13 protein-coding genes are annotated in these 14338 nt (G+C 60.7%); 8 read left to right on the forward strand and 5 right to left on the reverse strand.

The features are described from left to right. The first annotated feature begins 155 nt into the window (after window positions 1-155). The 3 genes from NPS47_RS15600 to NPS47_RS15610 all read left to right on the forward strand — a co-directional run bounded on the left by NPS47_RS15600 (window position 156) and on the right by NPS47_RS15610 (window position 2189). Window positions 156-836, forward strand: a complete 681-nt coding sequence (locus NPS47_RS15600; RefSeq protein ID WP_274295755.1) for a Fe2+-dependent dioxygenase — start codon at window positions 156-158, stop codon at window positions 834-836. A gap of 3 nt (window positions 837-839) precedes the next feature. Next, a complete protein-coding gene (locus NPS47_RS15605; RefSeq protein ID WP_274295756.1) occupies window positions 840-1592 on the forward strand; it encodes a tetratricopeptide repeat protein in 753 nt (250 codons plus the stop codon). Window positions 1593-1691: 99 nt separating this feature from the next. After that, the gene (locus NPS47_RS15610) at window positions 1692-2189 is read left to right on the forward strand and encodes a hypothetical protein (protein ID WP_274295757.1); all 498 of its coding nucleotides are present in this window, start codon (window positions 1692-1694) and stop codon (window positions 2187-2189) included. Window positions 2190-2232: 43 nt separating this feature from the next. Here the strand turns inward: NPS47_RS15610 and NPS47_RS15615 are convergent, their stop codons facing one another. Beyond that, window positions 2233-3396, reverse strand: a complete 1164-nt coding sequence (locus NPS47_RS15615) for a type III PLP-dependent enzyme (protein WP_036993923.1) — start codon at window positions 3394-3396, stop codon at window positions 2233-2235. A gap of 659 nt (window positions 3397-4055) precedes the next feature. Here NPS47_RS15615 and NPS47_RS15620 point away from each other — a divergent pair. From NPS47_RS15620 to NPS47_RS15630, 3 genes are all read left to right on the forward strand, one after another. After that, window positions 4056-4544 (forward strand): sigma-70 family RNA polymerase sigma factor, encoded by a 489-nt coding sequence (locus NPS47_RS15620; protein ID WP_274295758.1) that lies wholly within the window; start codon window positions 4056-4058, stop codon window positions 4542-4544. A gap of 17 nt (window positions 4545-4561) precedes the next feature. Continuing rightward, entirely contained in the window at window positions 4562-5536 is a 975-nt protein-coding gene (locus NPS47_RS15625) for a FecR family protein (protein ID WP_274295759.1), read from the forward strand. A gap of 121 nt (window positions 5537-5657) precedes the next feature. Beyond that, window positions 5658-8111 (forward strand): TonB-dependent siderophore receptor, encoded by a 2454-nt coding sequence (locus tag NPS47_RS15630; protein ID WP_274295760.1) that lies wholly within the window; start codon window positions 5658-5660, stop codon window positions 8109-8111. A gap of 119 nt (window positions 8112-8230) precedes the next feature. On the opposite strand, the gene NPS47_RS15635 is transcribed toward NPS47_RS15630, so the two are convergent. The 4 genes from NPS47_RS15635 to NPS47_RS15650 are packed head-to-tail and all read right to left on the reverse strand — an operon-like array spanning window position 8231 to window position 11668. Beyond that, entirely contained in the window at window positions 8231-9385 is a 1155-nt protein-coding gene (locus NPS47_RS15635; RefSeq protein ID WP_274295761.1) for a betaine/proline/choline family ABC transporter ATP-binding protein, read from the reverse strand. Next, window positions 9382-10035, reverse strand: coding sequence for an ABC transporter permease (locus NPS47_RS15640; RefSeq protein ID WP_038614486.1), 654 nt, complete (start codon window positions 10033-10035; stop codon window positions 9382-9384). Before NPS47_RS15640 ends, NPS47_RS15635 begins: the two co-directional genes overlap by 4 nt. Beyond that, window positions 10032-10940, reverse strand: coding sequence for a glycine betaine ABC transporter substrate-binding protein (locus NPS47_RS15645; protein WP_274295762.1), 909 nt, complete (start codon window positions 10938-10940; stop codon window positions 10032-10034). The genes NPS47_RS15640 and NPS47_RS15645 overlap by 4 nt, the downstream gene beginning before the upstream one ends. A 14-nt stretch (window positions 10941-10954) precedes the next feature. Then, the gene (locus tag NPS47_RS15650) at window positions 10955-11668 is read right to left on the reverse strand and encodes an ABC transporter permease (protein WP_274295763.1); all 714 of its coding nucleotides are present in this window, start codon (window positions 11666-11668) and stop codon (window positions 10955-10957) included. A gap of 375 nt (window positions 11669-12043) precedes the next feature. Between NPS47_RS15650 and NPS47_RS15655 the strand changes: the two genes are divergently transcribed. Continuing rightward, complete coding sequence (locus NPS47_RS15655) at window positions 12044-12616, forward strand: hypothetical protein (protein WP_274295764.1); 573 nt, start codon at window positions 12044-12046, stop codon at window positions 12614-12616. 117 nt (window positions 12617-12733) lie between these two features. Continuing rightward, on the forward strand, window positions 12734-14317 hold the full coding sequence (locus NPS47_RS15660) for a peptide chain release factor 3 (RefSeq protein WP_038614477.1): 1584 nt from the start codon (window positions 12734-12736) through the stop codon (window positions 14315-14317). Window positions 14318-14338: the final 21 nt, after the last annotated feature.

The following is a 14338-nucleotide window of genomic DNA, read 5'->3' on the forward strand; positions in this document are numbered from 1 at the left end:
TTGAGAAAGATTGCTATTCGTTCGAAATTTACATTCTTTACAATTTGTAACTGCGGGTTTGCAGTGCTGAAACGTCGCACCCCTCAGAAAGGGGTTGTGGTGAGTCAATGGGAATCAATACCATTGACATCTTTCCGCTTTCAGGTGCCCGCGCCATGCTGCTACACATTTCCGGACTGTTCTCCACCGAGGAAGTCACGCGTATCCGTGAAGCGCTGGAGCGGACCGGGTGGGCCGACGGCAAGATCACCGCGGGTTATCAGTCGGCCAAGGCCAAGCACAACCTGCAGCTGCCTGAAGGCCATCCTCTGGCCAAGGAGATCGGCACGGCGCTGATCGAGCGGTTGTGGCAGCACCCGCAGTTCATGTCGGCAGCCTTGCCGCACAAGGTCTTCCCGCCGTTGATCAACTGCTACCGTGAAGGTGGTAATTTCGGTTTTCACATCGACAACGCGCTGCGCCAGCCCCGTGGCAGTCATGAGCGGGTGCGTACCGATCTGTCCTCAACCCTGTTCCTGAGCAACCCCGAGGACTACGACGGCGGTGAGCTGGTGATCCAGGACACCTACGGTGTGCAGCAGGTGAAGCTGGCGGCCGGGGACCTGGTGCTCTATCCGGGGACCAGCCTGCACAAGGTCAACCCGGTTACCCGTGGTGCACGTTATGCCGCATTCTTCTGGACCCAGAGCCTGGTGCGTGAAGACAGCCAGCGCGCGTTGCTGTTCGAGATGGACAATGCCATCCAGCAACTCACGGCCGACATGCCTGACCATCCGGCGCTGATCCAGCTGACCGGTACCTATCACAACCTGTTGCGCCGCTGGGTCGAGGTCTGATCCGTGACATTCAGTCTGCGCCGTGAAGAAGTGATCGATATCGAGCAAGTGCAGCAGTTGCTTGAGCACAACCCGGGCAAAGCCGCACAGGTTGTTCTGGCGGCAGCAGGGCAGGGGCTGGTTGAAGCGCAGCTGCTGCTTGGGCAGATTCTGCTGGATGGACGCGGCATCGAACGGGACCCGGCGCTGGCCCGGCGCTGGTTCGCCATCGCCGCTCAAAGTGGCAGTGCCATGGCGCACAACATGCTCGGGCGCTGTCTGGAGCATGGCTGGGGCGGGGCACAGGCGCTCGAGCAAGCCGTCGAGCATTACCGCCAGGCCGCTCAGGCAGGGCTCGACTGGGGGTTGTACAACTACGCCAACATGCTGGGTACCGGTAGGGGTATCGCCGCAGACCAGGCTGCTGCGCTTGAGGCTTACCGGCAGGCTGCACACAGTGGGCATGCCAAGTCGATGAACCTGCTGGGGCGCTATCTGGAGATGGGACTCGCCTGTGAGGCTGATCCGCAAACCGCTCACATCTGGTACCGACGTTCAGCTGAGGCCGGAGATTTTCGTGGCCAGTTCAGTCACGCCGCCGTGCTTGCCGAACACGGTGACATCGATGCGGCGCTGGGATGGCTGGAACTTGCCGCGACGCACGGTAATGCCAACTTCCTGCGCAGCAGCATCGCCACCCTGGAGCAGGCAGCGGAGCCTCGTATCAGGGCGATGCTCAGCCTTTACCGCGAACGCCTGATCGGGCTTGAGGCCTGACGCTGGAACCGCTTCATCCTGTCCTGACGCCTTGATCCGGCTTTACCTTGAACCGACATCGCGTTCAGGTAATGGCCAATAGGCCGGTAGGAGATCGGTATGACGGATAATAAGGAACGCTCATTCATCGCCCGCTTGTATGTTCGACAGGACGGCTACGATGAGCGCGTGGGCATCACGGTTTCAAGTACGCCTTCCTATAGCGGATGGCTCAAGTCGATGAAGGGTAACGACACCCATGTCAAACCCGTCAACTTTCGCTTTGATTTTCTGGAAGGGTCGGTATCCGGCGTTGGCGAACGCCTGATTTACAACATCTCCTGCTCCAGCGCCACCGCAGGCTATCGAGGCGCGAAGCTGGGTGAAAGTATCAGTGGTTACGCTGGCCTGTACCAGGTCGCTAATGTGGAAAATTTTTGGAAGGCAGAGCCGTTCAATCGCTGGGAAGATGATCAGGATCTGCAGTTTGGGGTTCGAAACCACAAGGGCATGAAGCTTCGCAGCTATTCTTCGCTGGCCACCGGCAATGAGGTGCTGATGAATACCCATGACGGGGAAGTCCTGACGTTCAAAGCACAAGTGCTCAAATGGCTTTGAGTGAAGAGCGGCCTGGGGGCAGCAAGCGCCCCCAGGCTTTACATCAGAGGTAGTAAGCTTTCAACGGCGGGAAGCCATTGAACTCTACGGCACTGTAGCTGGTGGTGTAGGCGCCGGTCGACAGCCAGTACAGGCGGTCACCGATGGCCAGGTTCAGCGGCAGGCCGTACTTGTAGTGTTCGTACATGATGTCGGCGCTGTCGCAGGTCGGACCGGCAATCACCACTTCTTCCATCTCGCCTTTCTTCTCGGTCCAGATCGGGAACTTGATCGACTCGTCCATGGTTTCGATCAGGCCGGAGAATTTGCCGACGTCGGTGTAGACCCAGCGCTCGACAGCGGTACGCGACTTGCGCGCTACCAGTACCACTTCGCTGACCAGAATGCCGGCGTTGGCGATCAGCGAACGGCCTGGCTCGAGGATGATTTCCGGCAGGTCGTCACCGAAGTCTTCCTTGAGGAAGCGGATGATTTCCTCGGCGTAGGTTTCCAGGCTGTTGGTACGGGTGATGTAGTTGGCCGGGAAGCCGCCGCCCATGTTGATCAGCTTGAGTTCGATGCCGTCTTCTTCCTTCAGGCGTTCGAAGATTACTTTGACCTTGGCAATCGCCGCATCCCAGACACTGATGTCGCGCTGCTGCGAACCGACGTGGAACGACACACCGTAAGGCACCAGGCCCAGGTCACGGGCGAGGATCAGCAGGTCCATGGCCATGTCGGTCTGGCAGCCGAACTTGCGCGACAGCGGCCAGTCAGCGGTGGTCGAGCCTTCGGTGAGGATACGCACATAGACCTTTGAACCCGGCGCCGCCTTGGCGATGTTGCGCAGGTCGGCTTCGGAGTCGGTGGCATACAGACGCACGCCCTTCTCGTAGAAGTAGCGGATGTCCTTGGATTTCTTGATGGTGTTGCCGTAGCTGATGCGATCGGCGCTGACGCCACGGCCCATGACCTTGTCCAGCTCATAGATCGAGGCGATGTCGAAGCTCGAGCCTTTTTCCTTGAGCAGGTCGATGATTTCCACCGCCGGGTTGGCCTTGACCGCGTAGTAGACCTTGGCGAATTCGAAACCGGCGCGCAGGTCATCGTAGGCCTGGCTGATCATCTGGGTGTCGATGAGCACGAACGGGGTTTCTTGCTTGTCGGCGAAGGCCTTCATTTTCTGAAAGGTATCGCGCGCGAAGTAGTCTTCGACCTGAATCGACATGCTTAGGGACTCCATGGGCAAACTGAATAAAAAAGTGGCTGCAACTGAACGCCCTCCGTATCCCCACTTTGGTTCGCCTACTTCCCAAGGCATGTCGCCGAAAGCAAAAAGGTCAACCGTGCGGATGAAGCGAGCTACGGGTGACCTTGCTGTCTCGTCGTCAGTACTTGAGCCGGATGGATCGTTTCCAGCATGGACGTTCGGCGCGAACTTTAGGACCTGAGGGGCTCAAGATCAACAAAAAATGTCGCGATTTTGCACGCGTCTGTCGCCCCGTCCCGCCCAGCCACTTTTTAACCGACCCAGGTAAACAGTAGATGTTCAATTTGATGACAAAAGCGTTAAAAATACCGAAATGCCCGGGGATCTTTCAGCTATCCGGCAAGTTGCCTTTCATCCTGTGCGATCGGCGAATTTAGCAACGAAAGTGGCAAAAAAGTCCTCGGTTGTCCGCCAGAAAACACGTATGCGTTTCAGGAGGGCAGGGCGATGGCGTTCAATTTTTTTTTCGTGCTCTGTGGCCCTCCCGCACCTGGGCCACTGGATAATTTTTTGCCCCGATCACGCTTCGTCGCCTGCCATGATCTCCGATTGCCGCACTTAATAAGAAACATTACTATTCGCGTCATTCCTCATCGCTTGGCGAAGACCCCCGCATCGTGTCGCGACACAAAGGCTTTCTCGACCACTACCAAGAGCTGATCGGCACCTGGACGCGCAAATTGCGCAATCGCCAGCAGGCCGAGGACCTGGCACATGATGCGTTTGTCCGGGTGCTGGAAAATGACCAGGCCGGGGTCGAGCAACCACGCGCTTATCTGCATCAGACCGCGCGCAATATTGCTGTTGATGGTTACCGCCGCGAAGACCGCCGCCAGGCCGTCGAGCAGGATGTTTTCGATCCCGCCAGCGACGCCAGTGGCGACCCGGAGGCCTACATGCATGCCATCGAGCTGGCGGACAGTGTCGAGCGCGCCCTGGCGCAATTGCCGCTCAATTGCCGGCGGGTGTTCATCTGGCAGAAGCTCGAAGGGCTGAGCCAGGCTGAGATCGCCGAACGCATGGGCTTGACCAAGAACATGGTCGAAAAGTATATGATCCGCACGCTCCGGCATCTGCGTGAGCACCTGGATGTGTCGACGAGATGAGTCAGGCGAATGTTTTCATGAATCAGCGCGCGTGCCTGTGTGGCACCGAAACCGTGCGCGAGCAGGCCGCCCAGTGGTTTGCCCGCAGCCGTGACGGTGCGTTGGCTGCCGATCAACAGGCGTTGTTCGACGCCTGGCTGGTGCAGCACCCGCAGCATCAGGACGAATACGATCTGCTCGCCCGGCTCTGGAGCGCAGCCGATGTGTTGCCGCGGGCGCGTCTCGAGGCCTTGTGCCAGGCCGATCCGCTGCGCCAGATGCCGCGCCGGCGTTTCATCCAGCAGGCGCTGGCTGCTGGCGTTGCAGTCGCGGCCGTGGGGCTTGGCTGGTTCGGCTGGCAACAGCACCAGCTCAACTACCAGGACCAGTTGCACACGGCGTTGGGCGAACGCCGCCAACTCGAGCTGCCGGATGGCTCGCAGCTGGAACTCAATGGCCGTACGCAACTGAACGTCGATTTCAACTCCGGGCAACGGCGCATCGAATTGGTCGCCGGTGAGGTCATGTTCAGTGTCGCCCACGACACCTCACGGCCTTTTGTCGTACGCACCGGCAATGGCACGGTGACGGTCACCGGCACGCGTTTCGACGTGCGCCTGGACCCGACCCGCACCCGGGTTGCCGTGGAGCAAGGCTCGGTCAGGGTACATGGCGAGGGCGCCAGCCAGGCGTTACTCACTGCCGGGCTTGGCTCGCAGATCGATGCCCAGGGCCAGGTCGCCACACCTTATGCGGTGGACGCTGCGGCGCTGACCGCCTGGCGCAAGGGCAAGCTGGTGTTCAATGACGCGCCGTTGAGCGAAGTGGTCGAGGAAGTCTCGCGCTACCGTGCCCAACCCTTGCGCGTGACCGCGGGCGAGGTAGCGGCGCTACGCCTGAGCAGTACCTTCAACAGTGACGATACCGATGCCTTGTTGCGCGCCCTGCCGAGCATCCTGCCGGTGGCCATCAAGACCCATGCCGATGGCTCCAGCGAAATAATTTCAAAATAAATTCAGGTTTTTTTTCAGTTGTTCGTCTTCCTGGCCAACTGCAACTGCAACTGCAACTGCCAAGCATTTCCATTTGCATGCAGATGGCATTTTATCCGGCCCCTCAGGATTTCCCGAAGACGTGAACAACAACAAGTTTTCCCCGCGTTCTGCCCCACGCCTGCGCTCCCGTTTACTGCCACTGGCGCTGGCCCTGGCGGTCAGTGGCGGGATCGCCAGCAGCTATGCCGAGCAAGTTGCGACCAGCATCCAGATCCCGGCCCAGTCGCTGGCCTCGGCCTTGAGCCAACTGGGCCAGCAGACTTCGCTGCAACTGTTCTTCAGCCCTGAGCTGGTGGCCGGCAAGCAAGCCCCGGCAGTGTCCGGCACCCTGGCGCCGGAGCAGGCCCTGCAGACACTGCTGCAGGGCAGCGGGCTGACTTACGAGATGTCCCAGGGCAGCGTGGTGCTCAAGCCCGCGCAGAGCGCAGGTACCTTGAGCACCGGTAGCCTCGAACTGGCGCCGACCGACATCAAGGTCGTCGGTGACTGGCTCGGCAACGCCGAAGAAACTGTGGTCCAGAACCATCCGGGCGCGCGTACGGTGGTGCGCCGCGAGGCGATGGTCGAGCAGGGCGCGATGAACGTGCGCGATGTGCTGCGTGGCATTCCGGGTGTTCAGGTGCAGGATTCGAACGGTACCGGCGGCAGCGATATCGCCCTCAATGTTGGCGTGCGCGGTCTGACCTCGCGCTTGTCGCCGCGCTCCACGGTGCTGATCGATGGCATTCCGGCGGCCTTCGCCCCCTATGGTCAGCCGCAGCTGTCGATGGCGCCGATTTCCTCCGGCAACCTCGACAGTATCGATGTGGTCCGTGGTGCCGGCTCGGTGCGTTATGGCCCGCAGAACGTCGGTGGGGTGATCAACTTCGTCACCCGGGCGATTCCTGAAAAGGCCACCGGCGAGCTGTCCACTACCATGGAAACCTCCCGTCACGGTGGCTGGAAGCATATCGAGTCGGCGTTCCTCGGCGGTACCGCGGACAACGGCCTGGGGGCGGCGTTGCTGTATTCCGGGGTCAACGGTAATGGCTATCGCAGCAGCAACAACAGTAACGACATCGACGACGTGTTGTTCAAGACCCACTGGGCGGTCACTGACAACGACGAGTTGTGGCTGAACTTCCATTATTACGATGCCAAGGCCGATATGCCCGGCGGCCTGACCCAGGCGCAGTTCGACGACGATCCGTACCAGTCCGATCGCGACTACGACACCTTCAGCGGCCGCCGTAAAGACGTCTCGCTCAAGTACCTGCGCCAGATCGACGACCTTACCCAGTTCGAAGTGCAGACCTACTATACCGACAGCTTCCGTGGCAGCAGCATCGCCGCCCGCGACCAGAAGACCCTGTCTTCATACCCGCGCAGCTACCACACCTTCGCCATCGAACCGCGGGTGTCGCGGATCTTCTTCGCCGGCCCGAGCACCCAGGAAGTCAGCGTCGGTTATCGCTACCTCAAGGAAGCGATGCACGAACAATCCACGCGCCTGGCCTTGATCGACAATGTCCCGACCCCGGCGCCGGGCTCGGACGGCCATGTGTTCCAGGACCGCACCGGTGGCACCGAAGCCAGCGCGTATTACATCGATGACAAGATCGATGTCGGCAACTGGACCATCACCCCGGGGGTCCGCTTCGAGCATATCAACACCGACTGGCACGAGCGCCCGGTGATCGGCACGGACGGCAAGCGCGTACAGGAGAAAAACCGCAGCGTGACCAGCAACGAGCCGTTGCCAGCGCTGAGCGTGATGTATCACCTGTCCGATGAATGGAAACTGTTCGCCAACTACGAAACCTCGTTCGGCAGCCTGCAGTACTTCCAGCTGGGCCAGGGTGGCAGCGGTGACCAGACCGCCAATGGCCTGGAGCCGGAAAAAGCCAAGACTTATGAAGTCGGTACCCGCTACAACAACGGCACCTGGGGTGGAGAGCTGACCGCGTTCTACATCGACTTCGATGACGAGCTGCAATACATCAGCAACGACATCGGCTGGACCAACCTCGGCGCGACCAAGCACCAGGGTATCGAGGCGTCGATGCATTACGACCTCTCGGGTCTCGATCCACGCTTGCAGGGCCTGAGCGCCAATGCCGCGTTCACCTACACCCGCGCTACCTATGAAGGGGAGATTCCTGGCTTCAAGGGCCGCGACCTGCCGTTCTATTCGCGGCAAGTGGTTAACGCCGGACTGCGTTACCAGATCAATCGCTGGACCTGGAACCTGGATGCCTTTGCCCAATCGAAACAGCGCGCACCAGGTACCGGGATGAACAAAGACGGCAGCTTCAACGGTGACTACATCACCGAGCCGAGCGCCGATGGTCAGTTCGGTGATATTCCCGGCTACGTCACCTGGGCGGCACGTGGTGGCTATGACTTTGGCCAGGAGCTGTCGAACCTGAAGCTGGCGGCGGGGGTGAAGAACATCTTCGACAAGCAGTACTACACCCGCTCCAGCGACAACAACTCGGGGATCTACCTGGGTGAGCCACGCACCTTCTATGTGCAGGCCAGTGTAGGGTTCTGATCCCGCGGTGGTGCAGGCGGTGGGAGCGGGCTTGCCCCGCGATTGCGGTTTTTCAGTCACATCGCATCGCGGGGCAAGCCCGCTCCCACCGGCAAGTGCAAGACAGTTGATCCTACCGATCAGGCCAACGCTTCAGCCGGCGAGACGATGCACGTCTTGCCACCCCGCGAACGCCCCGAACTCAGGTAAGCGGCAATCGACTCCTGCGTCACTTCCCCAAGAAACACCTGCTCGGCATCGAGCACTGGCAACCACGAACGATTGAACTCGTACATCCGCGACAGCAGGATGCGCAGGTGCTCGTCGTGGGACGCGGTGGCATTGAAGGTGCGCAGGAAGTCGGCGCAACTGCCTTGCTGACGATGCAGGTCGCGGCGACGCACATACCCCATGGCCCGGTTCTGCGCATCGGTGACCACCACGTAGCGGCGGTCATGCTCGTCCATCAGCTCCAGGGCGTCGTTGACCGGCGTTTGCGGGCTGACTGACGGCGCGTTGTCGGCGGCATCTTCGGCGCGTACCAGCAGCAGGCGTTTGAGCGTGCTGTCCTGACCGACGAAGTTGCTCACGAAGTCGTCAGCCGGGTGCGCCAGCAGCGTGTCCGGATGGTCGATCTGGATCAGTTTGCCGGCACGGAAAATGGCGATCTTGTCGCCCAGTTTGATCGCCTCGTCGATGTCGTGGCTGACCATGATCACGGTCTTGTTCAGCGCCCGCTGCATCTCGAAAAACTCGTTCTGGATCATCTCGCGGTTGATCGGGTCGACCGCGCCGAACGGTTCGTCCATCAGCAGCAGCGGTGCTTCGGCGGCCAGGGCACGGATCACCCCGATGCGCTGTTGCTGGCCACCGGACAGCTCGCGCGGATAGCGCTGCAGGTACTGCTTGGGTTCGAGCTTGATCATGCTCATCAATTCGCGCGCCCGCTCATGGCACTTCTGCTTGTCCCAGCCGAGCAGGCGCGGGACCACGGTGATGTTCTCTTCGATGGTCATGTTGGGGAACAGACCGATCTGCTGGATCACATAGCCGATGCGCCGGCGCAGGGTCACTTCGTCGAGACCCGTGGTGTCCTCGCCATTGATCAGCACCTTGCCGTAGGTCGGCGCGATCAGGCGGTTGATCATCTTCAGCGTGGTGCTCTTGCCGCAACCGGACGGGCCGAGGAACACGCAGATCTCGCCTTCATTGACGGTCAGACTGATGGCGTCCACGGCTTTGACGTCTTTGCCGTTGGCATGAAAGGTCTTGCTCAGGTTCTGGAGTTCGATCATTTGCGCAGTCCTTCTGGAGTCAGGGCACGTTGCAGGGTTTGCAGCAGCAGGTCGGCGAAGATGGCCAGCAGGCTCACCAGCAAGGCACCGACCAGCAGCATCGACATGTCGCTACGGCTGATGGAAGTCAGGATCAGGACGCCCAGGCCACCGGCGCCGATGGTCGCGGCGATGGTCATGACGCCAATGTTCATCACCACGGCGGTACGCACGCCGGCGAGGATCACCGGCACGGCGATGGGCAGTTCGACCATGCGCAGGCGCTGGCCGAAGGTCATGCCGATACCGCGTGCGGCTTCACGAATCCCCGGCTCGACATTGGTCAGCGCCAGGTAGGTGTTGCGCAGGATTGGCAGTAATGAGTAAAGGAACACTGCAGTGATTGCTGGCAGAGGTCCGAGGCCCTGACCGAACTTGGAGTAGAACGGCAGCAGCAGGCCGAACAGGGCGATCGAGGGAATGGTCAGCAAAACGGTGGCGCAGGCCTGCAAGGGACCGGCGAGGGCAGGGAAGCGGGTCATCAGGATGCCCAGCGGTACGCCGAACACAATCGCCAGGCTGACGGCGATGCCGACCAGGGTGATGTGCTGCCAGGTCAGGTGCAGGACCTGGGCCCAGTCCAGGTGAGCGAAGGTATCGAGCATGGTCATGGCTGCTCCTGTGCAGGTGGATGCTGGCGCAGGTACTCGGCGGCGACCTTGCCCGGGCTCTGGTGCTCGACGTCGACTTTGGCGTTGAGCTCGCGCAGGGTCTGGTCATCCAGTTGCTCGGCCAGCGGTTTGAGCAGGGTGGCCAGTTGCGGGTGGGCGTCGAGGATTTCCTTGCGTACCACTGGGGCGGCGGTGTAATCGGGGAAGTAGTGTTTGTCGTCTTCGAGCAGCTTCAGGTCGAAGGCGTTCAGGCGCCCGTCGGTGGTGTAGACCAGGCCGCTGAATACCTGGCCGTTGCGCAGCGCGGTGTAGACCAGGCCCGCGTCCATCTGGCGGATGTTGCTGCGGCTCAGTTGCAGGTCGTAGGTTTCGGTGAGACCGACCAGGCCGTCGGGGCGGTTGGCGAACTCGGTGTCCAGGGCGATCACATGGGTGCGCTCTTGCTCTTCGCGCAGTACCTGGTTCAGCTGGCTGATGGTGTTCACCTGCGGATACTGCTCGGCGATCTTGCGCGGCAGGGCCAGGGCGTAGGTGTTGCTGAACTTCGACGGCGTCAGCCAGATCAGGCCTTTGCGCGCATCCAGTTCCTTGACCTTGGCATAGGTAGCCGCAGCGCTGGGCATGCGCTCGGCGATATGGTTGTAGGACACCAGCGACACCCCGGTGTATTCCCAGACCATGTCCAGCTGGCCGGTTTCATGCGCGCTGCGCGCCAGATTGCTGCCCAGGCCACCGGTAATACGCACATCGAAGCCATTCTGGTTGAGGTAGCGGGCGGTGATTTCTGCCAGCACGGTCTGTTCGGTGAAGACCCGTGCGCCGAGGCGGATCACAGGTTTTGTCGCGGCCTGGGCAAATCCCGAGAACAGCAGGGCCGCGCCCAGTAACAAGGCGATTCTTTTCATTGGAGTTCCTTCGCTTAGTGGGCCAGGCCGCGTTCAAGCCAACGCCGGCTACCTTGCGCCACCAGGGCGTCAAGCAGCAGTGCGAGCAAGGCAGTGCAGGCTGCGCCGAGCAGCAGTTGCGGCTGATTGTTCAGGGCGATGCCAGGGAAAATCAGGCTGCCCAGGCTGTTGGCACCGATCAGGAACGACAGCGGTGCGGTGCCGACGTTGATTGCCAGAGCCACCCGCACACCACCGATGATGATCGGCACGGCATTGGGCAGTTCGACTTGCCACAGCCGTTGACGGGCTGTCATGCCGATACCGGTAGCGGCTTCCTTGAGCGAGGCGGGAACGTTTTTCAGGCCCTCGTAGGTGTTGCGCACGATGGGCAGGAGGGAGGCGAGGAACAGGGCGAAGATCGCGGGACCGGCGCCGATGCCGAGAAAACTCAGGGCAATGGCCAGAACGGCCAGCGGGGGGATGGTGTTGCCAATGTTGAACAGCTGCATGAAACGTTCGGCGCGGTCGACCCGGTGTGGTCGACTCAAGGCAATCCCAGCGGGTATGCCCACGGCTAACGCCGCCACCATCGACAGCAGCACCAGCATCAGGTGCGCTTGCAGGTAGAACCACAGATCGGCGCGGTAGTGCGCGATCGTATCGATGCCGATCCAGTGGATCAGCAGGGCCAGGATGACGAGCGCGAAGGCACATCCCATCAGCCCCTTGCCATAGCGTTTAGCCACAGGCGGACTCCTTTTGTTGTCGGCGAACACACTCCCGTGGCGGCCACCATTCCAGGTGGCAGGCAGTGCGATCGCGATAAGCAGCGTGCTGTCCGAAGCGGAGCAGAACACGCCATAAGCGAAGCCTCGTCAGGCTCGTAGTGCCGGTAAAACCACCCCTGACGAACGGTCAAAGCCGAGTGCGAATCAGGGGAGTGGACGCCTCCACAGCCGTAAAGGTTCCCATCTGAAGCAGCATTTGGCCAGCGTTGATTGCTTGATGGCTCCCCGTTTCCCTCTGCGCTTTTCCTCGTCAGCCCCCTTGAATACAGGGCTGCAGGAGACTCCGACGAGTGGTCTGCGGACCCTGAAAAATCTCACAAAGGAAAGCTAACGATGCTCAAACACAACTATGATCGTTCGTTCATTGCCCGCGTTGCTTGTACGACGCCGGGTTACGAGGGGTATCTTGATTGCGCCAGGCTAGCGATCAAGGATGGCCAGGCTGCACGGGTCGCCGATGACTGGATGATCGTGACGTCAATGCTGGCGCGTGAGCCTCATTACTTCTGGTTTCGTTGCCTGTTTGACGCATCCATTGGTCGTCCCTACTACGACATCCAGTCCTGGAGCCGTCGTAGCGGTCGTGACTTCAATTCCAGGAAACGTCACCTGGACTGCAGCTACAACGGATTCCCCGGGCTGTACGCTGAAACTCCCGAAGATCAGCGCCTCTGGAAGGTGATGACCCTTCAGGACGGTCGCTTCGCCAGCATGACCTCGATTGTGGAAGTCGGGCAGAAGATCGACGCGCGAATCCGCACGCGCTCGAACCTTGATCTACAGGCGGTCGACCGCCGACGGGTGGGCGATCAGTGGTTCGCCTCGGCGGCGACCGGTGGCGGGCAGGCGCTGGACCTGTGTCTGGAAATTACCCACATCGGTGAAGAACTGCTCGACGATCATTGACCGATGCACCCGCATTCCGGCCATTTCGGCTGGGATGCAGGCGCCGCTGGTTGGGTCCGCCACGGGTTTCGGGTATAATCTTCGCCCTTTTTTGAATCCCTTGCCAGGCGATTTCCCATGACCAACCAGGCCGCCGAAGTCGCGAAACGCCGCACCTTCGCCATTATTTCCCACCCCGACGCGGGTAAGACCACCATCACCGAGAAGCTGTTGCTGATGGGCAAGGCGATTGCCGTTGCCGGTACGGTGAAATCGCGAAAGTCCGACCGCCATGCCACCTCCGACTGGATGGAAATGGAAAAGCAGCGGGGTATCTCGATTACCACCTCGGTGATGCAGTTCCCGTACCGCGAGCACATGATCAACCTGCTCGACACCCCCGGTCACGAAGACTTCTCCGAAGATACCTACCGCACCCTGACCGCCGTCGACTCGGCGCTGATGGTGCTCGACGGCGGTAAAGGTGTAGAGCCGCGAACCATTGCCCTGATGGACGTCTGCCGCCTGCGTGATACGCCAATCGTCAGCTTCATCAACAAACTCGACCGTGATATCCGCGACCCGATCGAACTGCTCGACGAGATCGAAGCGGTCCTGAAGATCAAGGCCGCGCCGATCACCTGGCCGATCGGTTGCTACCGCGACTTCAAAGGCGTTTACCACCTCGCTGGCGACTACATCATCGTCTACACCCCGGGCCATGGCCACGAGCGCACCGAGGTGAAGATCATCGAGAAGCTCGACTCCGACGAAGCCCGCGCACACCTGGGGGACGAGTACGAGCGCTTCCTCGAACAGCTGGAACTGGTGCAGGGCGCCTGCCACGAATTCGACCAGGACGAGTTCATGCGCGGCGAGCTGACCCCGGTGTTCTTCGGTACCGCACTGGGCAACTTCGGTGTTGACCATGTGCTCGATGCTGTCGTCGACTGGGCGCCACGTCCGTTGCCACGGGTTGCCAACGAGCGTAGCGTCGAGCCGGTGGAAGAGAAATTCAGCGGTTTCGTGTTCAAGATCCAGGCGAACATGGACCCCAAGCACCGCGACCGTATTGCCTTCATGCGTATCTGCTCAGGCAAGTACGAGAAGGGCATGAAAATGCGTCACGTGCGTACCGGCAAGGACCTGCGCATCGGCGACGCGCTGACCTTCTTCTCCTCCGAGCGTGAGCAACTGGAAGAGGCCTGGGCCGGCGACATCATCGGTCTGCACAACCACGGCACCATCCAGATCGGCGACACCTTCACCGAAGGCGAAGCGCTGGGCTTCACCGGTATCCCGCACTTCGCCCCGGAACTGTTCCGCCGCGTTCGTCTGAAAGATCCGCTCAAGTCCAAGCAATTGCGTCAGGGTTTGCAGCAGCTGGCCGAAGAGGGCGCGACCCAGGTGTTCTTCCCCGAGCGCAGCAACGACATCATCCTCGGCGCCGTTGGTGTGCTGCAGTTCGATGTGGTCGCCAGCCGCCTGAAGGAAGAGTACAAGGTCGAATGCGCCTACGAGCCGATCACCGTGTGGTCCGCGCGCTGGATCAGCTGTGACGACAAGAAGAAGCTTGAGGAATTCAAGAACAAGGCCGTGGAGAACCTGGCCATCGACGGTGGTGGTCACCTGACCTACCTGGCCCCGACCCGGGTCAACCTGGCGCTGATGGAAGAACGCTGGCCGGATGTGAAATTCCGCGCTACTCGCGAGCACCATTAAGTAAAAAACATCGCGGGGCAA

Source organism: Pseudomonas putida (genome assembly GCF_028682475.1).
Taxonomy (GTDB): domain Bacteria; phylum Pseudomonadota; class Gammaproteobacteria; order Pseudomonadales; family Pseudomonadaceae; genus Aquipseudomonas; species Aquipseudomonas putida_AG.